Raw genomic sequence first — 20,864 nt, forward strand, 5'->3', positions numbered from 1 at the left:
TAATGCGCAGCGAAGGGGCCTGTGTTATCTGCGGGTACGCGCGCAATTGGCCTTCAACCAGGCTTTTGGTGTGCAGCCGGTATGGCTGCGGAAAGCCTTGTAGAACGCCGAGGTGGAATTGAATCCGGCAGCCACTGCGAGGGCATCGATGGGTGCGTTTTCGTCGTAACTGGCGAGGCGTTCAAGGAGGTAGGCCAAGCGAGCCTGAGTCACGTAGCGATAGAAGCTTTGCCCGAGCACTTGATTCAATAGGTAAGACAACTGATTACGGCTGTACCCGGTGGCGCTGGCGATCCGAGCAAGATCCAGGTCAGGATCCAGGAATGGCTGTTGGCGGGTAAAGTAATCGGCCAAGTCTCGCGCCATGAAACTCAACTGGCGCGCCGAGAGCCCTAGCTTACTGATGGCGGGGGCGCGACGCCCGGCGTGGGGCTCGCCGTCGCGCACGAGTGACGCGTATTCGTTGACACGCAGGATCTGACCCTCACATACGGTGATTGCTTCGCTGGTGCGAAAAACCACCCGCTCGCCACTGCCCTTCAGAGCGGTCTGGTACTGGATGAATGCCGTGCAGCCGTCAGCGCGGATGCGGTCATTGTGCTCAAGATATTCATCGGGATGGCGCGGCAACGTGCCGGTGATGTAGGCGCGCAGCTCGGTCAGGCCCATGCTGCGGTTCTGGAAAAAATCGTTGTATTGCACTTGCGGGTGATAGAGCGCGAGTATCGCCTCCAGGTCGCGGTGCTTCCAGGCCATGTGATAGCGCAGCACCACCTCAAGGGTGAGTTTTGTCTGTTCGGCGGTATCTGACGGGACGAGAAGCATGGGTTGACGGGCCTTATGACTGGGCGGCACCAGTCTAGTCCTTGAGTGGTTGAGCGAACAAATTCAGGCACGCGCAGGCGCACATGATTGAGCGAGCGGAGCCTCTAGCTGCCTGTGGCTCTGCCATGCTTGCCACCCAGCACCAACGCAACGCCGCCCAGTACAGCAATGGATGCCAACACCATCCTTACGCTCAGGCTTTCCCCCAGAAAAACGATGCCCGCCAGCGAAGCCAGGATGGGCACGCTCAACTGCACCGTCGCGGCTTGAAACGCTGCCAGATGACGCACCGCGACGTACCAGACCGCGTAGCCGACGCCTGACGCTAGCGCGCCGGAAAGAACCGCATAAAGTATCCCCTGCGGATCCCAACGCAACGCTGAGAGAAACGGCACGCTTGCCATCAAGACCAGGGGAATCGAGCGCAGGAAATTGCCGGTTGTGGTTGCCAAGGGATCGGCGACAGTTTTGCCAAGCAGTGAGTAGATCCCCCATGCCACCCCCGATAACAGCATCGTGAGTGCGCTAACGGGGTCAGGTGCTGCGGCACCTGGAACCAGCAGGCTAACCAAGCCAACAATCGCCAGCACAAACCCAACGACTGCCAACGTGTGCATCCGCTCGCCTTTGAACATGCCGTACAGAACCATGCTCAGCTGAACCGCGCCAAACAGCAGCAATGCCCCCGTCCCGGTCTCCAAATGACGGTACGCGAAGGAAAAAGCGAAGACGTAAACGAACAAGGCAGCGGCCCCCTGCCAACTGCCTTTGCCTATGGTTGAGGTCCGCCTCAAGGCACACAACAGCCATAACACCAAGGCCCCGCTGGCCAGCCGGACAACGCTGAAACTCGCAGCATCAATGTCGGTGTGCTTAAGCGCCAGGCGGCACAGCAAGGAGTTCGCGGCAAAGGCGAGCATGGCGAAACAGATCATCGCGATCAATCTTGCCGAGGCTGACGAGCTGGACGCCTTCGTTACGGGGTTGCTTATTTTCATGGTCGATCCCAATGCCTAGGCAGGCTCTCAGAACTCTTGACGCCACCGCGCCCTTAAAAACACGTTAAACGTCTCTGTACCGATCGGTCAATACAACTATCTTCCTGCAACCATGGGATGAGCTTCGCCCGTCTGTATCCTTCACCGCGCACGCATGGGTATGATTGGCGCTCAACCGGTTGGAATTGACCCATGGGAAAAAAGAACGCCGTCGTCGCCGCCGAACCTGCTGAAACAAGCACTAAGGAGCGGATACTGAAGATCGCTGCGCAGCTGTTCTCGACGCGCGGGTTTCACGCAACCGGCATGGCTGAGTTGGAAAAAGCCACTGGCCTGGCTCGAGGCGCGCTGTATTACCACATCGGCAGCAAGGAAGAATTGCTGTTTGAAATCACCAGCCGGTATTTGCGGGTGCTCATCGCAGAAGGTACGCCCCTGTGCGAGAGCGACCAGCCTGCAGAAGATAAATTTCGCCAATTCTCGGCCATCGTGATGCGCACGATTGTCACCCACCTGGCCGAAATGACGGTGTGTTTTCGAGAAGTGTATTCGGTCATTGGCGAGCGCCAGACTGAATTGCTCGACCTGCACCGGCAGTATGAAAAGCTCTGGTCGAATATCCTCAAGGCTGGCGTGAGCGAGGGGACCTTCCACACATCTGACTCGTTAGCCGTGAAGGCTATTCTTGGTATCCACCACTACAGCTACTTGTGGATCAAGCCCGGTGGCCCGCGCTCTCCGGAATCCATCGCGACGTTCTTTTGCGACACCCTCCTGCCCGGACTGAAGGTTGAGCCGCGCCCGGCTTGACTGTCATCAGCGGCGCTTCAAGTGCGCCGCTTTCCTCGCTCCCCTCATTCACGTGCCATCACCGATGGTCGTCCTTGCGACTGGACCACGCGCGTTTTTCGTTCTAGGCTTACCTACAGACCGACCGATCGGTCTATAGACTCGCCGTTGGGTCCAGCCCGACAAAGGAATCAGAGGGAACAACAATGACAAAAAAATCCATGGTCCCCGCCAAGCAAGACATGCCTCAAACATCTTTGGCTCGCAGGGATTTCTTGATTAAAAGCGGGGCCGTTATCGGTACTGCTGCCTTTGCTCTGGGCGATAGCGACTTGGTCAGCGCAGAGACGACCAACGTCGCCCCTCTTGATCCGAACCTGCCCCTTGAAGTCCCGCAATGGACCCGTAGCCTTGGCGCTCCCACTGCAAGCCCTTATGGCAAACCTTCAACGTTCGAAACCAAAGCCGTCAGGAATCTATATCCCGGCCTGAAGGACACGATGTCCGCCTACAGCACCTCCCCACTTCAAGAGCTGGACGGCATCATTACACCGAACGGCCTGTTCTATGAGCGCCACCACGCAGGTGTCCCGCAAATCGATCCGGCGCAACACCGGCTGGTGATCCATGGCCTCACCGAAAACGCCTTGATCTTTACCGTGGACGAGATACGCCAGTTCCCCGCCGTGTCACGCGTGCACTTCATGGAGTGTTCGGGCAACCCATCGTTTCTTCCTCCCTGGGGTAAAACCGCAGCGGAAGTGAGCGGCCTGGTGAGTTGCGCTGAATGGACTGGCGTTACCCTGAAGACCCTGCTGGATGAAGCCGGGCTCAAGCCCCAAGCCAAGTGGATCATTGCCGAAGGGGCAGACGGCGCCGCAATGACGCGCAGCATTCCCATCGAGAAATGCCTGGACGATGTGATGGTCGTCTACAGCCAGAACGGCGAGCGTCTAAGGCCGGAACAGGGCTACCCGCTGCGCCTGTTTGTCCCCGGCTACGAGGGCAACACCCACATCAAATGGCTGCGCCGACTTCATGTCACCGATGCGCCCGCCTACAGCCGGGAAGAAACCGCCAAATACACCGACTTGATGGCGGACGGCAAAGCTCGGAAGTTTTCCTTCGTCATGGAGTGCAAATCGCTGGTGACCTACCCTTCCGGCACCCAGAAATTGACACGCAAGGGCCTGCATGAGATGCGTGGCATCGCCTGGAGCGGCCACGGCAAAATCACCCGTGTCGATGTCTCCGTCGATGGCGGCAATACCTGGACGCAAGCCAGGCTACAGGAGCCCATTCTGACCAAGGCGCTGACCGCCTTCAGGGCGCCTTTCGAATGGAACGGCCAAGAGTTGATGATCATGAGCCGCGCCATCGACGAGACCGGATATGTTCAGCCGATGCTGGAACAGCTGATCGATGAACGCGGCAAGGTCTCTTTCTACCACAACAACTCGGTGCAACCGTGGCGCGTGTCCAGCAGTGGGGAGGTGACCAATGGACGGGCTTAAAGGTGGTTCGTTATTCATAGGTTTGCTGTGCGCCTGTGCGCTGACTCATGCCTCGGCACAATCCCAATACGGTTTGGGCACCAAGGCTACCGAAGCGCAGATCGCCAGTTGGAACATCGACGTGGCGCCCGACGGCAAGGCTTTGCCTCCAGGGCGCGCAACGGTGGCGGACGGGGAAAAGGTCTACATGAACAGTTGCGTCAGCTGTCATGGGGTGAAACTCGAGGGCGGCGTCGGTCCTGCGTTGGCGGGCGGCGAAGGAACGCTGACGACTGACAAACCGCTCAAGACAGTTGGCAGCTATTGGCCCTATGCAACGACGCTTTTCGACTACATCCGCAGAGCCATGCCCTTCCAGGCGCCACAGTCATTGTCCAACGAACAAGTCTATGCGGTGACCGGCTACATCCTGCACATGAACAAGCTGCTGGACGCCAACGCGACCGTGGATGCATCGACCTTGGCGGATGTAAAGATGCCGAATCGAGACGGTTTTTATACCGACGACAGACCAGACAGCAAGGCGGTTGCTTGTATGTCGAACTGTTTAAAAGCTCACTGACGGATCAAAAAATGTAAAATCCGCTCGCCGATAAACCGTTCCTTCTCAACGAGCTTTGCTGATGAAGCTGGCCAGCCGCGAAAAATCGATGATTGCCTGGGTGCTGTACTTCAGCATCCTGTTCGGTTCGTTGCTGTGCGCGATGGGCCATGGACAAATGGCCGGCTTGCGATTGAGCGGTTTGGACGGCGGACTGTTTTGCTCTACTGACGGCGGGGCAATATTCGAGGGCCTGCAGGATGTGCCCGCCCCTTCGCTGCCCGTCGTCGGTGATTGCGTCATTGCAAGCCTGTTCGGTGCGATCCTGCTGGCAGCGTTTTTCGGGCTGCTCGCCCTGCTTGCCAGCGAGCCAGCCTGGCCCTTGCCCGCACAACCGACCCGTTGCCTACCCAGGCAGCGCTGGCCCCTGATCAATCCTCGCGCCTCCCCCGCCCCGCTTCCCGCGCTCTGACCTCTTCACCACCCGCCGCTGCATGACGCGCGGCCGGTGTGTGCTCATTGAATTAAGCCAGGAAGCTCTTCATGTTTCGCTTGACTACTTTGGCGCTGCTCGCGGGCAGCACCTGCGCGTGGGCGCAAGACACTGCCCTGAACTTACCCAACAGCTACATCAACGCCTCGGCCGACCAGCCGAAACCGGCCACCCGCCTGGACCTGGATACTCCCATCGAAAGCGGCTCGCGCCTGAATCTCAGTGCCCGGGAAAATCCCGCCTCTGTAAGCGTGGCCGATCGCAAGACGATGGAACGTATCGGCGCACGCAACTTTCAAGACGCGGCGAACGCCCTGCCTGGGGTTAACGCTTCTGCGCCACCCGGCTGGGGAGGCTATGTGTCGTACCGTGGTTTCAACGGTGCCCAGATCAGCCAGCTGTTCAACGGCATCAATCTGCAATACGGTGGCGCGGCCCGTCCGGTCGGCGCCTGGATTTATGACCGGGTGGAGTTGCTCGGCGGCCCTTCCTCGTTCCTCAACGGCAGCGGTGCCGTGGGGGGCAGCCTGAACGTGATCACCAAGCTTGCCAACCGTGAGGAAGATACCTTCGAGGGCCGAATGAGCTACGGTCGCTACGACACCTGGGAAACCGCGGTCGGCTTCAATAAAGCGCTCAACAGCGGCGATGCCCCGCGCCACTATGCGCGCCTCGACTACAGCCGCACCAGCAGCAACGGCTACGTAGATCGCCAGGAGAACGGTGCGGGCAACCTGGCCTTCTCGCTGCTCAGCGACATCAACGACCGACTCTCCCATACGCTGGCGATCGAATACCTGGAAGAGAAGGAAGACAGTCCTTACTGGGGCACGCCGGTACTGCAACCGCTGACCGGCAAGCTGCAGATCGACAAGCACAACCGCTTCAACAACTACAACGTCGAGGACGGTCGCTACGAGCAGCGCACCCGCTGGATACGCTCGATCACGGACTACCAGCTGGACGACAATGCCCAGTTGCGCAATACCTTCTACCACTACGATGGCCAGCGCGATTACCGCAACCTTGAGGTCTACCGCTACAACAGCGACAACAGCGCCATCGCCCGCTCCGGCGGTTACCGCCAGCGGCACGACCAGGAGGTCAACGGTGACCGAATCGAGTTGACTCACCAGGCTCAGCTGTTCGGCCTGGCCAGCGATTGGGCGCTGGGCGTGGATTACAACACCAACCAGCAAACCAACTACCCGTTGTCCAAAGGCGCCTTCGACACCATCGATCCAGATGGCTTCGAGCCGGGCCACTTCCTGGACATTCCGGGGATGGATGCACCGCGCAGTAAAGGTCGCAGCACTTGGACTGATACTTCTTCGGCGTTCGTCGAGAACCGCACGCGCCTGACCGAGCAACTGGCGCTGATCACTGCGCTGCGTTATGACCATATCGATTTCGAGGTGGTCGATCATGCGGCGCAGGCCAGGCTCGACAAGCGTTGGGATGCAATCACGGGACGCCTGGGCCTGGTGTACGACCTGACGTCGAATGTCAGCCTTTATACCCAATACAGTACCTCGGCCGAGCCGCCGGGAGGGACGCTTACCAGCGCCTCCATTGCCCAGGTGAGCGACTTCGACTTGAGCACCGGTCGCCAATTCGAGGTGGGCAGCAAGTTCGATTTTCTTGACGGTCGCGGCTCGGCCACCGCCGCGGCCTACCGCATCGTGCGCAAGAACATCTCCGTCCCCTCCTCGACGGTGCCCAACACCACCGAACAAGCGGGTCAACAAACCTCCACCGGCATAGAGCTGGCCGCTTCATTCAAGATCACGCCCAAGCTATTGGCGGCCGGTAACTTCAGTTGGGTAAGGGCTGAGTACGACGAGTTCAATGAAACCATCGCCGGTGTTGTGTTCTCGCGCAAAGGCAAGAATCCGGTGAATATTCCCGACCGCGTAGCCAATCTCTGGCTGACCTATGACGTGGCTCCTGACTGGCAGCTCGGGGCTGACGTGCGCTATGTGTCGTCGGTCTACGCCAACACCGCCAATACGACCTGGGTGCCCTCGTACACTGTCTATGGTTTGTCCATGACCCACGATCTGGACAAACACGTACAGGTCAGCGCGCGCCTGCGCAACCTGACCGACGAGGTCTATGCCCGTTTCATCCACCAGAGCAACACCCAGTATTACGTGGGCGAGCCGCGCAGTCTGGAAGTCGCTGTGCAGTGGAAGTACTGACGACCCCGAACGGAATGCAGCACACGGTCTGGCGACCTGACAGGTCTAATCATGATTCGGAGCGCAGGCCTTCCCGCGTTGATCAGCCTGTTTGAATGGCCCGCTGGACGGGACCGCCAGGGACGGCGGCTTTCACTGTTTTTTCTCTGGGCTCAACGCTCATGGGGCTTACCCTCTAACCGGCAATTGAGCGTCCATTGTTCGTACGGACTAAAACTTGAAGCGCCCGACCAATCCTTGAAGCTGGCCAGAAATGGCCGTCATTCGCCCCGATCCGGCATGGGCTGAATGCGCGAACTCCTCTACCATCTGCGCATCGGCGTGGATCTGTGCGATGTGCCGATTGATCTCCTCCGCCACTTGATGCTGCTCCTCTGCCGCCGTGGCGATCTGGGTGTTCTGGTCGCGAATCGAGTCCACTGAAGCGCGGATCTTGTCGAAGCTGTCGCGGGCCCGCTGGATCCGCTGCACGCTAGCCTGGGACGCTTGCAGGCTGCCTTGCATCTGCTGGGTGACTTCCTGGGTGCGGCGAGCGAGGTTACCCAGTAGGCTGTCTATTTCGCCGGTAGAGTCGGAGGTGCGACGAGCCAGGGCGCGAACTTCATCCGCGACCACTGCAAAGCCACGCCCTTGATCACCCGCACGGGCGGCTTCGATGGCGGCGTTGAGCGCCAGCAAGTTGGTCTGCTCGGCAATCGAGCGAATAGTGTCGAGAATCGCATTGATGTTATTGCTGTCTTGCTCGAGCAGATGCATGGTCTGGGTCGATACCTGCAGCTCCTCACTGAGCTTGAGCACGCTGCCGGTGGCTTCGCTGATTTGCTTCTGGCCATCGTGCACGTCGCGGTAGCCTTCATCAGCACTCGACGCCGCGGCACTGCAGGAATGTGCGACCTCATTGGCAGTGGCGAGCATTTCATTGAAAGCGGTGCTTACCAATTCCACCGCCTCACGTTGGCGGCCGGCAGCCAGGTTCATGTTATTGGCGACTTCGTTGGTGTCAGCGGCAGCGACTTGCAGATCGGACGACGCATTGCCAATACGCTTCACCAACTGAGCGATCATGCTTAGAAACTGATTGAACCAACCGGCCAGGTTGGCAGTTTCGTCCTTGCCCCGTACCTGGAGTTGACGTGTAAGGTCACCTTCACCTTCGGCAATCTCTTGCAACCCATCAGCCACGCCACGAATCGGGCGCACGATCATGCTGGCAAAACCAGCACCAACGATGGCGAACACCACCGCCAATGCAACAGCGATGGCTGCAATCAACCAGGTCAGGCTCATGGCGTCGGCCATCACTTCATCACGCTTGATCAGGCCAATGAAACGCCATCCCAGGCCATCGGAACTCAGGACGTTGACCATGTATGGCACACCATCGATCTCGACTTGAGTCACCCCATCAGCGCTTTTGGCCAATTCGGCATAGCCGGGTCCTAGCTCACCTAACGGCTTGAAATTGTTTTTGGCATTTGCGGGATCGACCAAGACATTGCCATTGGCCTCGACCAACATCAGGTAACCACTCTTGCCCAACTTGATGGCTTTGACCAATTCAGTCAGTTGCTTGAGCGATACGTCCACGCCAACGACGCCCACCGGGGCGCCGCTCGCGTCATTGATCGTGCGGACCGTGCTGACCAGCACCATGTCATCGGGTGCCCAGTAATACGCGCCCGTCCGTACGGTTGAGCCTCGTGCGGCTTCCATGGCCGCCTTGTACCAAGGTCGCACCCGTGGGTCGTAGCTGGCCATTGTCTGGTCATCGGGCCAACCTGCAAAACCTCCGTCATTGAGTCCAAGGGAAATGGAAGCCGTGGTTGGGTGGGTTTCTGCGAAACTGTCGAATACCACCTGGATCTGTCGATCGACCTTCGTCACAGGCGTTTTCGGGGCGTCAGCGGCCGTATAGTTCTTCAATCCCTGAACGTTGGCGATCCGAGGGTCTTTGGCAAGGTATTCGACGTTTTGGCGGATGCTGTCGAAAAACTGCCGCATCCCGCGGTCAATCTGCCTGATTTCGCGGCCACTGCTATCCAGGAAACTGGCTTGCGCTGCGCTACGCAAGTTCAGTACGACAACCATTGCGACCAATATGACTGGCGCGCAGGCGATAGCGGCAAACGCCCACGTGAGTTTCTGTTTGATGTTCATGAGTACTCCTGGGCAGGCAGATGGAACGTGGGCGCCCATGGGTAAAAGCGCCCGCGGCGAGTGCCGTAAACGTTGCTCACACGACGTGGAAACGAGACAACTCGGTCGTCATTTTTCTTTCAGATAATGCCTGCCCTCCTCTCAAGAGGAGGGACGAGAAGGCCGACGCATCGTCAATTCAGAAACGCCCAGGAGCGAAGGGTGCCGGCTCGACCACTGGTGTTTCTCCCATCATTAATTCCGCAAGCAGCCGGCCACTGACCGGACCTAGCGTAAATCCTTGATGAGCATGGCCGAAGTTGAACCAGAGCCCCTTATGCGACGGCGCGGCACCAATGACCGGTTTCATGTCAACGGTACAAGGTCGCGCACCGCTCCATGGCGTCCGCTCAACCTGAGATCCCAATGCCAAGAGTTGTCGGGCCGCGCTTTCGGCCTTCCCTAGCTGCACTGGGGTCAGAGGCGCATCGAGACGGGCGAATTCGGCCCCCGTTGATAGACGCACACCACGCTTCATCGGCGCCAACATGTAGCCTTGCTCGGTATCAAGCACCGGGCGACTCAAGTTTGCCCCGTCGGCGAAATGGGCGTGATAACCACGCTTGATAAACAACGGGATGCGGTAACCCATGGGCCTCAGCAACTCTTGGGCCCAAGGACCAAGCGCCACGACGACCTGTGATGCTTCGACCGGCCCGGACTCGGTGGAGACTCGCCAGCCAGCTCCCGCTTGGCGCAATGAACGGGCATCGCCGCGTTCAAGCTGTCCGCCCTCACGCAAGAAGAGCTCGGCATAGCGTTGCACCAGCTCTCCCGGATCAACACAGGTCCAAGGTTGAAGCCAGTGAATCCCCCCAACGAGAGCTTCACCCAAAGCGGGTTCTGCGAGCCTGAGCCCGGCGCCGTCCAACGCTTGCGACAATACACCGTGCGCACTCACACGCTGGGCGCTCTCCATCGCCTTTTCATATTTTTCCGGGGTTCGAAAAGCTTGAATCCAACCTTTGCGCACGATCAGGTGTTGGGCCTCGCTTTGCTCGATCAACTCGGAGTGCTCGCTGATTGAATGCTCGACCAAGGTCCGAAAGGCGTCCGCAATAGCTCGGTAATGCCTTGGCGCTGAGTTGGCCCAATACCTGGTCAGCGTAGGCATGTACTCCGGCAGCGCACGCAGATGATAATTGACGCCGATATCGCGCTTGGTCACCACTCTCATCAGGCTCGCCAGGTCCCTTGGGAACCCGTACGGTTCAACGGCCTCGCGCTGGATGATCCCGGCATTACCGTATGACGTCTCGCGCCCGGGCGGCCCCTTGTCTACCAAGGTCACCGCACAGCCCCGGCGTTGCAGATGCAGGGCCGTGCTTATACCGACGATGCCGGCGCCCAGTACTACTACTTGTTTGTCGTTCACGCTGCCTCCAACTCAAGCACGCTGCTGCGCGATGACACTGATTTCAACCAACGCATCCACCACGAGGCCGGCACAGACGGTAGCGCGAACAGGCAAATTGGCCGTGAAAAACGAAGCATAAATCCGGTTGAACTCGGCGAAGTTACTCCGCTCGGTCAAGTACACCGTGACGCTCACCACGTCATCCAACGACAGTGACTCAGCTTCCAATGTTTGAGCAATGCGCATCAACGTCAGGCGCGTTTGTGCCTCGATACCCGCCGGGAAGCTGCCGTCCTCATTGAACGGCAGTTCACCGGATAAAAACACTAGGCCTTGGCTGTGGCGGACTTTTGAAAAGGGCAAATTGCTAACCGTCATGGGGGACTCTCTCTAAGCGGATTATGAAAGCGCCTATAGCAGGCGCCACTTTTAGCCATCGACTCGACCGAGCGTGTCACAGCAGATCGGAAATCGGTCTACAAGCCTGATCGATGAGACTGTATATACAGGACTAAGCATTTACCGTGCCTGTTAGACAAGGATCCCCTTCAGACCCCTGATCCGAAGTGGATCGAGCACTGCTTCTGTCCAAAATACTGTCCGCAGAAAGGCCTACCATGCGCTTCCTTTCGACTCATCAATGAGACAGCGGAAACACTACGATGCAACCTTCAGTTACACCTGAACAAATATTCATGTGAGCCCCCCCTGGCCTGGAAGGCGTTTACGAGCAGCGATCAACAGAAAAGATAAGGCTTGGCCTGAACATTGCGTTACCTATATATACAGGATCATACAGAAACACTTCCTTGTGGCCCTGCACCTAAGAGGTAATCAATGAAAAAACTGCACCCGATGACTGCCGCGACTACCGAAGGGATGAGCCTCGCAGGCCGGATCGCCGAATTGGCGACACTCTTCCGCTACAGCCTCCCGCACGAAATCCGTCAAAGCGCTGAACAGCCGAGCCCGCAGCGCCCCCTACGGAACCATCCAGATCGCAATACCTTCCAGCAAAATTCCCGAGAGGTTAGCCTTGTATGAACGCCAACGACCTGACCTTGCTTGCTCGCGCTGAAGTGCGCGAATTGGCCAGTTACAACGCCGGCCTCGCCGCTGATGCAGTGCGCAAACGCTTCGGTCTGACACGCGTCGCTAAATTGGGCAGCAATGAAAACCCAATGGGCACCGCCCCCGCTGTCAACGCCGCGACCACCCAAGCCTGCCATGAGATTGCGCTGTACCCCGACTCAGGCTGCCAGGCACTACGCTCCGCACTCTCGGAAAAACTTGATGTTCCGGAAGATCGCTTCGTGTTCGGCAACGGTTCTGAGGATTTGCTGAGTGTCATCAGTCGAGTGTTTCTGGACCATGATGATGAAGTGGTTACCGTGGTGCCCTCCTTCGGCTTGCATTTCATTTTTCCAGTGGCAGCCGGCGCTCGGGTAATCGGTGTCCCCATGACCGACCAAGGCACTTTTGACGTGGCGGCGATGATTTCCGCCCTTACACCGCATACCCATGTGCTGATGTTTTCCTGCCCCTCCAATCCGGTTGGCTGCACCTTGAGCGCAATCGAATTGAAGCAATTGCTCGATGCATTACCTCCCAAGTGCTTGCTGGTGTTTGACGAAGCCTATTACGAATACGCCCGATGGGAGCCTGAGTACCCAGACTGCCTCGGCTTGATCCAGGCCAGCGGCAAGCCGTTCATTTTGCTTCGAACCTTCTCCAAGGCCTATTCATTGGCAGGTTTACGCATCGGCTATGGCATTGTCAGCGACCCGCTACTGGCCGATTTAATCAATCGCCTGCGCACCCCCTTCAACGTCAACCGAGTGGCCCAAGCCGCTGCAGTTGCGGCTCTGGCCGATGAGAATCATTTGAATGCCGGCCTCTCCCACGTCGCCAGCGAACGCCGACGACTGGAGATCGCACTGCGAGAGCAAGGCATCACAACCGCCCCCTCCATGGCCAACTTCCTCTTTTTCAGCACCCCTTATCCTGCCGAAATCATCAACCAGGCATTACTGCGCAAAGGGGTCATCATCAAGCCTTGGCGCGAAGCGGGATATACTCAGTACTTGCGGGTATCCATAGGAAGCTGTGAGGATAACGATCTTTTCCTTCATTCCTTGGCAAGAGTCCTTGCCGCACAAGAGACACGGACCGACTGATGATCAAAAATGCACCACAAGCGCTCTACCGACGCGCGAAGGATTTTGTGCTGGACCAACTTCGAGCGGGCGTTTGGAAACCTGGCGACCTGATCTACTCAGAGAACCAGTTGGTGCAAGAGCTGGGCATCTCGCGCATGACCGTCAATCGAGCCCTGCGCGAGCTGACCGAAGAAGGTCTATTGGTGCGGATTTCAGGTGTTGGAACATTCGTAGCCGAAAGCAAGCCGCAATCGAACCTGTTGCGCATCACCAACATCGCTGACGAGATTCTCGCTCGGGGTCATAGTTACGGCTGTCGCGTCCTGCACCTGGGACGCGAATCCGCATCGATGTCAGTCGCTTCCGCCCTGGGCCTGCCCACGGGCTCTTCGGTTTTTCATCTGGTTTGTGCGCACAGCGAAGAAGACGTGCCAGTGCAGCTTGAGGATCGTTACGTCAATCCCGAGCTGGTGCCAGAGTTCCTGAAACAAAAATTCGGCGAACACCTGCAACCGGCCAAATACCTTCTGCAAGTGATCAAGCCCGACGAAATGGAACATATCGTAGAGGCCTGCCACCCCAGCGCCGAGGAAAGTAAGCATCTGCAAATTGATGCAACCGAACCTTGCCTGGCCCTCATACGCCGGACTTGGAGCCAAAACAAAATTGTCACCTTTGTGCGGCTCGTCCACCCCTCCTCCCGCTATCGCTTGGGTAGCCGCCTACCCATGAACGCAGCGCACAGAGACGTCTGACTCTTCGACACATCTGCCGTAAAGCTTGACCAGCGCCGCTTCCAAAGGGCGTCGGTCGCTTTCTGATTCATACATCACAATAGACCCAGGCCCTACGCCCGTAGTGACCGGAAAAAACGAAACTGATCACCCCCTCCCCTCAGCGTTTCCAGCCCTTCTTCCACCCATGCACATCCGAGCAGATAAATGGTTGCTTGATTGGCTATGCCTGTATGTACAAGTATGTATTTACGCGGTAAAGTCGATCCGTCACCTAGACACGCTTAAACCAAAAAATGGGCTCTGTGTACCACTCCCATAGCGACACACACGAGCTCCGTACCGCATCCGTGCGCTCAAGCGCTCTTTGGTCCTTAGGAATAAAAACAATGAAAAAATCTATTTTGACCCTCTCTGTACTGGCGTTGTGTGTGGCTGGCAGCTTTGCCTCGGCCAAGGAGTACAAGGAGTTGCGGTTCGGCGTTGACCCCTCTTACGCCCCTTTCGAGTCCAAAGCTGCCGACGGTAGCCTGGTGGGCTTCGATATCGACTTAGGCAATGCGATTTGTGCGGAATTGAAAGTGAAGTGCAAATGGGTCGAGAGTGATTTTGACGGCATGATTCCCGGCCTGAAAGCCAACAAATTCGACGGCGTGATCTCCGCCATGACCGTGACATCCTCGCGAGAAAAAGTCATCGATTTCTCCGATGAACTGTTCTCCGTTCCTACCTCCTTCGTTTTCAAGAAAGGCTCCGGCCTGACCGAAGATATCAGGACGCTCGTCGGCAAGACGGTTGGTTATGAGCAAGGCACCACCGAGGAAGCTTATGCAAAAGCCGTACTGAACAAGGCCGGGGTCAAAACCCAAGCCTATGCCAACCAGGATCAGGTCTATTCGGACTTGGTGACCGGCCGTCTCGATGCCTCGATCCAGAATATGTTGCAAGCCGAAATGGGCTTCTTGAAGTCGCCGCAAGGGGCGAATTTTGAGGTAAGTAAAGCAGTCGAGCATGAACTGTTGCCCGCGAAAACCGCGGTAGGTCTCGCCCAAGGCAACGCCGATCTCAAGGCCCTGATAAACAAAGGCATCAAGGCACTGCATGAGGATGGCAGCTATGTAGCCATCCAGAAAAAACACTTTGGTGATCAGAATATCTACAGCGGTAAATAACACGCTGCGCCCATTTTCGGATGGGCGTTTTTCTTGATTGACGAAGGGCTGTCCAATGCTAGAAAACCTATTGCAGACTCTAGGCTTCAGCCTAAAGGGTTTCGGCCCGCTGTTGCTGCAAGGCTCCTGGATGACTGTCAAATTATCCGCACTGTGCTTGTTGCTGAGCGTGGGCCTGGGATTGATCGGTGCCAGCGCGAAACTCTCGAAGTCAGCCTTGCTACGCATCCCTGCGCAAGCCTACACCACGCTTATCCGCGGCGTGCCCGACCTGGTCTTGATGCTGCTGATCTTCTATAGCCTTCAGACGTGGCTGACGAATCTGACCGATGCCTTTGGCTGGGAATATATCGAAATCAATCCGTTCAGCGCAGGGGTCATCACCCTGGGCTTCATCTACGGTGCGTATTTCACCGAAACCTTCCGCGGAGCGATTCTCGCCGTTCCAAAGGGGCAATTAGAAGCAGCCACGGCCTATGGCCTGACCCGCGCCCAACGATTCCGCCTGGTGCTTTTCCCGCAAATGATGCGCTTTGCATTACCGGGCATTGGCAACAACTGGATGGTGATCCTGAAAGCGACCGCACTGGTCTCGATCATTGGTCTGGCTGACTTGGTCAAGGTTGCCCAGGATGCAGGAAAGAGTTCCTATCAACTGTTCTTCTTCTTGGTCCTTGCAGCGTTGATCTATTTGGTTATCACCACCGCATCAAACTATGTCTTGCGCAGGCTGGAAAGTTTTTACGCCGCAGGAACTCGGGAGGCCGTGCGATGATCGAGCTATTGCAAGAATATTGGAAACCCTTCCTGTACCACGATGGTTATCACATCACGGGCTTGGCGATGACACTATGGCTGCTCAGTGCCTCGCTCTTCTTCGGCTTCTTGATGGCGGTCCCGCTGTCGATTGCCAGGGTATCAAGCAACCTTTTCGTGCGCTGGCCCGTGCAGTTCTATACCTATTTGTTCCGTGGCACGCCTCTGTATATACAGCTACTGATCTGCTACACCGGCATCTACAGCCTCGCTGCGGTGCGCTCCCAACCGCTGCTTGATGCATTCTTTCGCGATGCATTGAACTGCACCATCCTGGCCTTTGCCTTGAACACTTGCGCCTACACCACAGAGATCTTCTCCGGGGCGATTCGCAACATGAATCATGGTGAAGTCGAAGCAGCGAAGGCCTTTGGGCTTCGAGGATGGAAGCTTTACACCTACATCATCATGCCGTCTGCATTGCGCCGCTCACTGCCGAACTACAGCAACGAAGTGATACTGATGCTGCATTCCACCACGGTCGCTTTCACCGCCACGGTACCGGACATCCTCAAGGTTGCCAGAGATGCCAATTCAGCAACATTTCTGACCTTCCAATCGTTCGGCATCGCCGCAGCGATTTACCTCGCTATCACTTTCTCTCTGGTCGGTCTGTTCCGTCTGGCTGAGCGCCGTTGGCTGTCGTTCCTCGGCCCAGCTCATTAATTCAGGGTGCTTGAATATGTACAAACTGACCGTAGAAAACCTGCATAAAAGCTATGGCGACCACGAAGTCCTCAAGGGTGTTTCGCTGAACGCAAAGGCCGGCGACGTCATTAGCCTGATCGGTGCCAGCGGGTCGGGCAAAAGCACCTTTTTGCGCTGTATCAACTTTCTGGAAATCCCTAGCAACGGCGCCATGAGCCTCGACAATCAGCCGATACGCATGATCCATGACCACCACGGCATGCGCGTTGCAAACGCAGACGAACTGCAGCGGCTGCGCACGCGACTGGCGATGGTATTCCAGCATTTCAATCTGTGGAGCCACATGACCGTGCTCGACAACATCACAATGGCCCCTCGCCGAGTGTTGGGGGTCAGCAAGAAGGATGCAGAGGAGCTGGCTCGGCGTTACCTGGACAAGGTTGGTTTACCATCGCGAGTTGCCGATCAATACCCGGCCTTTCTCTCGGGCGGCCAGCAGCAGCGCGTCGCGATAGCCCGGGCGCTGGCCATGGAACCGGAAATCATGCTGTTCGACGAACCGACGTCTGCCCTGGACCCTGAACTAGTAGGAGAAGTGCTGAAGGTCATTCAGGGCCTCGCCGAAGAAGGCCGAACCATGATCATGGTGACGCACGAAATGAGCTTCGCTCGTAAGGTATCGAACCAGGTGTTGTTCTTGCACCAAGGGCTCGTAGAAGAGCAAGGGCCGCCTGAGGAAGTGCTGGGGAACCCCAAGAGCGAGCGTTTGCAGCAATTTCTCAGCGGCAATCTGAAATAACCGAAGTGCCTTAAGCCGGCTGGTCGCTTACCGCGCCTGAAAAATGTTCTCAGGCGCGGTTGAGGCCGAAATGGTTCGCCGTTCTGTTGACTAGAAAAGCCCTGTACGAGAGCAATCCCAGCGTCTTTCCTATGGCTCAGCTCATGATCCCTGGCTGAAACTGTCACAGCGCGCCCAGTGCGCAAAGCTTGATGGCAAAACCTGCATCAATGCCATTCGAACGAAAAAACTAATCACGTGAAGATATTCATGCCGACAACATTAGCGGTCAAAAATCTGCTTGATTAAGCTTGTATATACATGATTATATTTACTCGCCCGATGTAGCGAAAACCAACAATAAGCTGCAAGTCATCTCGAGAGGATTACCGGTGAGCAAACCACTCCATTTCCGCAATGTCGAAATCCGCGCCCCTCGCGGTAACACGCTGACCGCCAAGAGCTGGCTGACCGAAGCGCCGCTGCGCATGCTGATGAACAACCTCGACCCGGAAGTGGCCGAGAACCCCAAGGAGCTGGTGGTCTACGGTGGCATCGGCCGCGCGGCACGCAACTGGGAGTGCTACGACAAGATCGTCGAAAGCCTCACCCACCTGAATGACGACGAAACCCTGCTGGTGCAATCCGGCAAGCCGGTGGGCGTGTTCAAGACCCACAGCAACGCCCCCCGCGTACTGATCGCCAACTCCAACCTGGTGCCGCACTGGGCCAGTTGGGAGCACTTCAACGAACTCGACGCCAAGGGCCTGGCCATGTACGGCCAGATGACCGCCGGCAGTTGGATCTACATCGGCAGCCAGGGCATCGTGCAAGGCACCTATGAAACCTTCGTCGAGGCTGGTCGCCAGCATTACGATTCCAACCTCAAGGGCCGTTGGGTGCTGACCGCCGGCCTGGGCGGCATGGGCGGTGCGCAACCGTTGGCCGCGACGTTGGCCGGTGCATGCTCGCTGAACATCGAGTGCCAGCAGGTGAGCATCGATTTCCGCCTGAAAACCCGCTACGTCGACGAGCAAGCCAAAGACCTTGACGACGCCTTGGCGCGCATCGAGAAATACACCGCCGAAGGCAAGGCGATTTCCATTGCACTGTGTGGGAACGCGGCGGAAATCCTGCCGGAAATGGTCCGTCGTGGTGTGCGTCCGGACATGGTCACCGACCAGACCAGCGCCCACGATCCCCTCAACGGCTACCTGCCGGCCGGCTGGACCTGGGACGAATACCGTGCCCGCGCCAAGACCGAGCCCGCCGCCGTGGTGAAGGCCGCCAAGCAATCGATGGCCGTCCACGTCAAAGCCATGTTGGCCTTCCAGAAAATGGGTGTGCCGACCTTCGACTACGGCAACAACATCCGCCAGATGGCCCAGGAAGAGGGCGTCGAAAATGCCTTCGACTTCCCGGGTTTCGTCCCGGCCTACATCCGTCCGCTGTTCTGCCGTGGCATCGGTCCGTTCCGCTGGGCGGCGCTGTCGGGTGACCCGCAGGACATCTACAAGACCGACGCCAAGGTCAAGGAACTGATCCCCGACGACGCCCACCTGCACAACTGGCTGGACATGGCCCGCGAGCGCATCAGTTTCCAGGGCTTGCCGGCACGGATCTGCTGGGTTGGCCTGGGCCAGCGCGCCAAGTTGGGCCTGGCGTTCAACGAGATGGTGCGCAGCGGTGAGCTGTCGGCGCCGATCGTCATCGGCCGTGACCACCTCGACTCCGGTTCCGTGGCCAGCCCGAACCGTGAAACAGAATCCATGCAGGACGGCTCCGACGCCGTTTCCGACTGGCCGCTGCTCAATGCCCTGCTCAACACCGCCAGTGGCGCGACCTGGGTGTCGCTGCACCACGGTGGCGGCGTCGGCATGGGCTTTTCCCAGCACTCGGGCATGGTGATCGTCTGCGACGGTACTGACGAAGCGGCCGAACGGATTGCCCGTGTACTGCACAACGACCCGGCGACCGGCGTGATGCGCCATGCCGATGCCGGTTACCAGATCGCCATTGATTGCGCGAATGAGCAAGGCTTGAACCTGCCAATGATCACTCTTGTTAAAGGAGCCAAAGCATGAAAACACTTAACGTTATCCCAGGCCAATTGAGCCTTGCCCAACTGCGTGCCGTTTACCAGCACCCAGTAAAAATCACCCTCGACCACAGTGCCTCTGCGCAAATTGAAGCCAGTGTCGCTTGCGTGGAGCAGATCCTCGCCGAGAATCGCACCGCCTACGGTATCAATACCGGTTTCGGCCTGCTGGCCTCGACCCGTATCGCCAGTGAAGATCTGGAAAATCTGCAACGTTCGCTAGTACTGTCCCACGCCGCTGGTGTGGGTGAGCCGATCAGCGATGCGCTGGTGCGGTTGATCATGGTGCTCAAGGTCAATAGCCTCAGCCGTGGTTTCTCCGGCATACGCCGCGTGGTGATCGATGCTCTGATAGCATTGATCAACGCCGAGGTGTATCCGCATATTCCGTTAAAAGGTTCGGTCGGCGCATCTGGTGACTTGGCACCTTTGGCGCACATGTCCCTCGTGCTGCTGGGAGAAGGCAAAGCCCGTTATAAGGGCGAATGGCTGGAAGCCACCGAAGCCCTGAAGGTGGCCGGTTTGGCGCCGTTGACGCTGGCTGCCAAAGAGGGCTTGGCGTTGCTCAACGGTACCCAGGTCTCCACTGCTTATGCTCTGCGCGGTTTGTTCGAGGGCGAAGACCTGTTTGCGGGCGCCTTGGCCATTGGTGCTTTGACGGTCGAAGCTGTCTTGGGCTCCCGCTCGCCGTTTGACGCACGCATCCATGCCGCACGCGGCCAGAGGGCTCAGATTGATACTGCTACTGCCTATCGCGACCTGCTGGGCCAAAGCAGTGAGGTCGCCGATTCGCACAAGGACTGCGGCAAGGTCCAAGACCCCTACTCTCTACGCTGCCAACCTCAAGTCATGGGCGCATGCCTGACCCAGCTCCGTCAGGCCGCGGAAGTATTAGTCGTCGAAGCCAATGCCGTATCCGATAACCCGCTGGTGTTTGCCGTTGAAGGTGACGTGATCTCTGGCGGCAACTTCCATGCCGAGCCAGTGGCCATGGCCGCAGACAATATGGCATTGGCCATTGCTGAAATCGGCTCCCTGAGCGAGCGCCGCATTTCGTTGATGATGGATAAACACATGTCACAACTGCCGCCGTTCTTGGTAGCCAATGGCGGCGTGAACTCGGGTTTCATGATTTCTCAAGTAACAGCAGCAGCGCTGGCCAGTGAAAACAAGGCGCTGGCTCACCCCCATTCCGTAGACAGCCTGCCCACGTCCGCGAACCAGGAAGATCACGTATCGATGGCACCTGCGGCTGGCAAGCGATTGTGGGAAATGGCTGAAAACACCCGTGGAATCCTGGCTGTGGAGTGGCTAGCGGCCTGTCAGGGCCTGGACTTGCGTGACGGCTTGAAGACGTCGCCCAAGCTGGAACTGGCCCGGAACAGTCTGCGAAGCAAAGTGGCCTATTACGAGAAGGATCGCTTCTTCGCGCCGGATATCAATGCGGCCAGTGAGTTATTGGCTTCCGGCTGCCTGAACGACTTGGTATTGAATAAGTTGTTGCCCAGCATCTGATAGATGATATCCACCATGAACACGTGAGTT

19 protein-coding genes and 1 pseudogene are annotated in these 20,864 nt (G+C 57.7%); 14 read left to right on the forward strand and 6 right to left on the reverse strand.

The features are described from left to right. Positions 1-24: 24 nt before the first annotated feature. Together QOM08_RS17245 and QOM08_RS17250 are read right to left on the reverse strand one after the other, a co-directional pair. Positions 25-825 (reverse strand): helix-turn-helix domain-containing protein, encoded by an 801-nt coding sequence (locus tag QOM08_RS17245; RefSeq protein WP_030141819.1) that lies wholly within the window; start codon positions 823-825, stop codon positions 25-27. 104 nt (positions 826-929) lie between these two features. Then, positions 930-1,823, reverse strand: a complete 894-nt coding sequence (locus tag QOM08_RS17250) for a DMT family transporter (protein WP_163854303.1) — start codon at positions 1,821-1,823, stop codon at positions 930-932. A gap of 192 nt (positions 1,824-2,015) precedes the next feature. Here QOM08_RS17250 and QOM08_RS17255 point away from each other — a divergent pair, with 192 nt between their 5' ends. The 5 genes from QOM08_RS17255 (at position 2,016) to QOM08_RS17275 (ending at position 7,361) form a co-directional block, all read left to right on the forward strand. Then, on the forward strand, positions 2,016-2,633 hold the full coding sequence (locus QOM08_RS17255) for a TetR/AcrR family transcriptional regulator (RefSeq protein WP_163854305.1): 618 nt from the start codon (positions 2,016-2,018) through the stop codon (positions 2,631-2,633). Between the two features lie 185 nt (positions 2,634-2,818). After that, complete coding sequence (gene soxC / locus QOM08_RS17260) at positions 2,819-4,126, forward strand: sulfite dehydrogenase (protein ID WP_239548662.1); 1,308 nt, start codon at positions 2,819-2,821, stop codon at positions 4,124-4,126. Continuing rightward, complete coding sequence (locus QOM08_RS17265; RefSeq protein WP_163854307.1) at positions 4,113-4,688, forward strand: c-type cytochrome; 576 nt, start codon at positions 4,113-4,115, stop codon at positions 4,686-4,688. Before soxC ends, QOM08_RS17265 begins: the two co-directional genes overlap by 14 nt. Positions 4,689-4,749: 61 nt before the next feature. Continuing rightward, positions 4,750-5,139: a DUF2946 family protein gene (locus QOM08_RS17270; RefSeq protein ID WP_081352505.1), complete on the forward strand. Its 390-nt coding sequence runs from the start codon at positions 4,750-4,752 to the stop codon at positions 5,137-5,139. A 71-nt stretch (positions 5,140-5,210) separates the two neighbouring features. After that, the gene (locus QOM08_RS17275; RefSeq protein WP_163854309.1) at positions 5,211-7,361 is read left to right on the forward strand and encodes a TonB-dependent receptor; all 2,151 of its coding nucleotides are present in this window, start codon (positions 5,211-5,213) and stop codon (positions 7,359-7,361) included. Positions 7,362-7,571: 210 nt separating this feature from the next. On the opposite strand, the gene QOM08_RS29155 is transcribed toward QOM08_RS17275, so the two are convergent. From QOM08_RS29155 to QOM08_RS17290, 4 genes and pseudogenes are all read right to left on the reverse strand, one after another. Further along, the gene (locus QOM08_RS29155) at positions 7,572-8,426 is read right to left on the reverse strand and encodes a methyl-accepting chemotaxis protein (protein ID WP_405045663.1); all 855 of its coding nucleotides are present in this window, start codon (positions 8,424-8,426) and stop codon (positions 7,572-7,574) included. A gap of 9 nt (positions 8,427-8,435) precedes the next feature. Then, a pseudogene (locus QOM08_RS29160) lies at positions 8,436-9,557 on the reverse strand (cache domain-containing protein); the annotation flags it as partial. Between the two features lie 139 nt (positions 9,558-9,696). Beyond that, a complete protein-coding gene (locus tag QOM08_RS17285; protein WP_039011365.1) occupies positions 9,697-10,932 on the reverse strand; it encodes an NAD(P)/FAD-dependent oxidoreductase in 1,236 nt (411 codons plus the stop codon). A gap of 12 nt (positions 10,933-10,944) precedes the next feature. Beyond that, positions 10,945-11,292 carry a RidA family protein gene (locus QOM08_RS17290; protein ID WP_041020384.1) on the reverse strand — a complete coding sequence of 116 codons (348 nt, stop codon included), beginning with the start codon at positions 11,290-11,292 and terminating at the stop codon, positions 10,945-10,947. Between the two features lie 459 nt (positions 11,293-11,751). Here QOM08_RS17290 and QOM08_RS17295 point away from each other — a divergent pair, with 459 nt between their 5' ends. The 9 genes from QOM08_RS17295 to hutH all read left to right on the forward strand — a co-directional run bounded on the left by QOM08_RS17295 (position 11,752) and on the right by hutH (position 20,834). Beyond that, the gene (locus QOM08_RS17295; protein ID WP_039011362.1) at positions 11,752-11,958 is read left to right on the forward strand and encodes a hypothetical protein; all 207 of its coding nucleotides are present in this window, start codon (positions 11,752-11,754) and stop codon (positions 11,956-11,958) included. Next, complete coding sequence (locus QOM08_RS17300; protein ID WP_109756655.1) at positions 11,955-13,091, forward strand: aminotransferase class I/II-fold pyridoxal phosphate-dependent enzyme; 1,137 nt, start codon at positions 11,955-11,957, stop codon at positions 13,089-13,091. Before QOM08_RS17295 ends, QOM08_RS17300 begins: the two co-directional genes overlap by 4 nt. Next, positions 13,091-13,828: a histidine utilization repressor gene (hutC, locus tag QOM08_RS17305; protein ID WP_039011359.1), complete on the forward strand. Its 738-nt coding sequence runs from the start codon at positions 13,091-13,093 to the stop codon at positions 13,826-13,828. Before QOM08_RS17300 ends, hutC begins: the two co-directional genes overlap by 1 nt. 368 nt (positions 13,829-14,196) lie before the next feature. Beyond that, positions 14,197-14,979: a transporter substrate-binding domain-containing protein gene (locus QOM08_RS17310; RefSeq protein WP_039011357.1), complete on the forward strand. Its 783-nt coding sequence runs from the start codon at positions 14,197-14,199 to the stop codon at positions 14,977-14,979. Positions 14,980-15,034: 55 nt separating this feature from the next. After that, entirely contained in the window at positions 15,035-15,754 is a 720-nt protein-coding gene (locus QOM08_RS17315; RefSeq protein ID WP_025214430.1) for an ABC transporter permease, read from the forward strand. Continuing rightward, positions 15,751-16,461 carry an ABC transporter permease gene (locus QOM08_RS17320; RefSeq protein ID WP_030141828.1) on the forward strand — a complete coding sequence of 237 codons (711 nt, stop codon included), beginning with the start codon at positions 15,751-15,753 and terminating at the stop codon, positions 16,459-16,461. Before QOM08_RS17315 ends, QOM08_RS17320 begins: the two co-directional genes overlap by 4 nt. Before the next feature lie 16 nt (positions 16,462-16,477). Continuing rightward, the gene (locus QOM08_RS17325) at positions 16,478-17,242 is read left to right on the forward strand and encodes an ABC transporter ATP-binding protein (protein ID WP_025214432.1); all 765 of its coding nucleotides are present in this window, start codon (positions 16,478-16,480) and stop codon (positions 17,240-17,242) included. 371 nt (positions 17,243-17,613) lie between these two features. Next, the gene (gene hutU / locus QOM08_RS17330; protein ID WP_265069141.1) at positions 17,614-19,305 is read left to right on the forward strand and encodes a urocanate hydratase; all 1,692 of its coding nucleotides are present in this window, start codon (positions 17,614-17,616) and stop codon (positions 19,303-19,305) included. Next, entirely contained in the window at positions 19,302-20,834 is a 1,533-nt protein-coding gene (gene hutH / locus QOM08_RS17335) for a histidine ammonia-lyase (RefSeq protein ID WP_041024387.1), read from the forward strand. The genes hutU and hutH overlap by 4 nt, the downstream gene beginning before the upstream one ends. Positions 20,835-20,864 lie beyond the last annotated feature (30 nt).

This window comes from Pseudomonas sp. P105, from assembly GCF_032614175.1.
In the GTDB taxonomy this organism is placed as follows: domain Bacteria; phylum Pseudomonadota; class Gammaproteobacteria; order Pseudomonadales; family Pseudomonadaceae; genus Aquipseudomonas; species Aquipseudomonas rhizophila.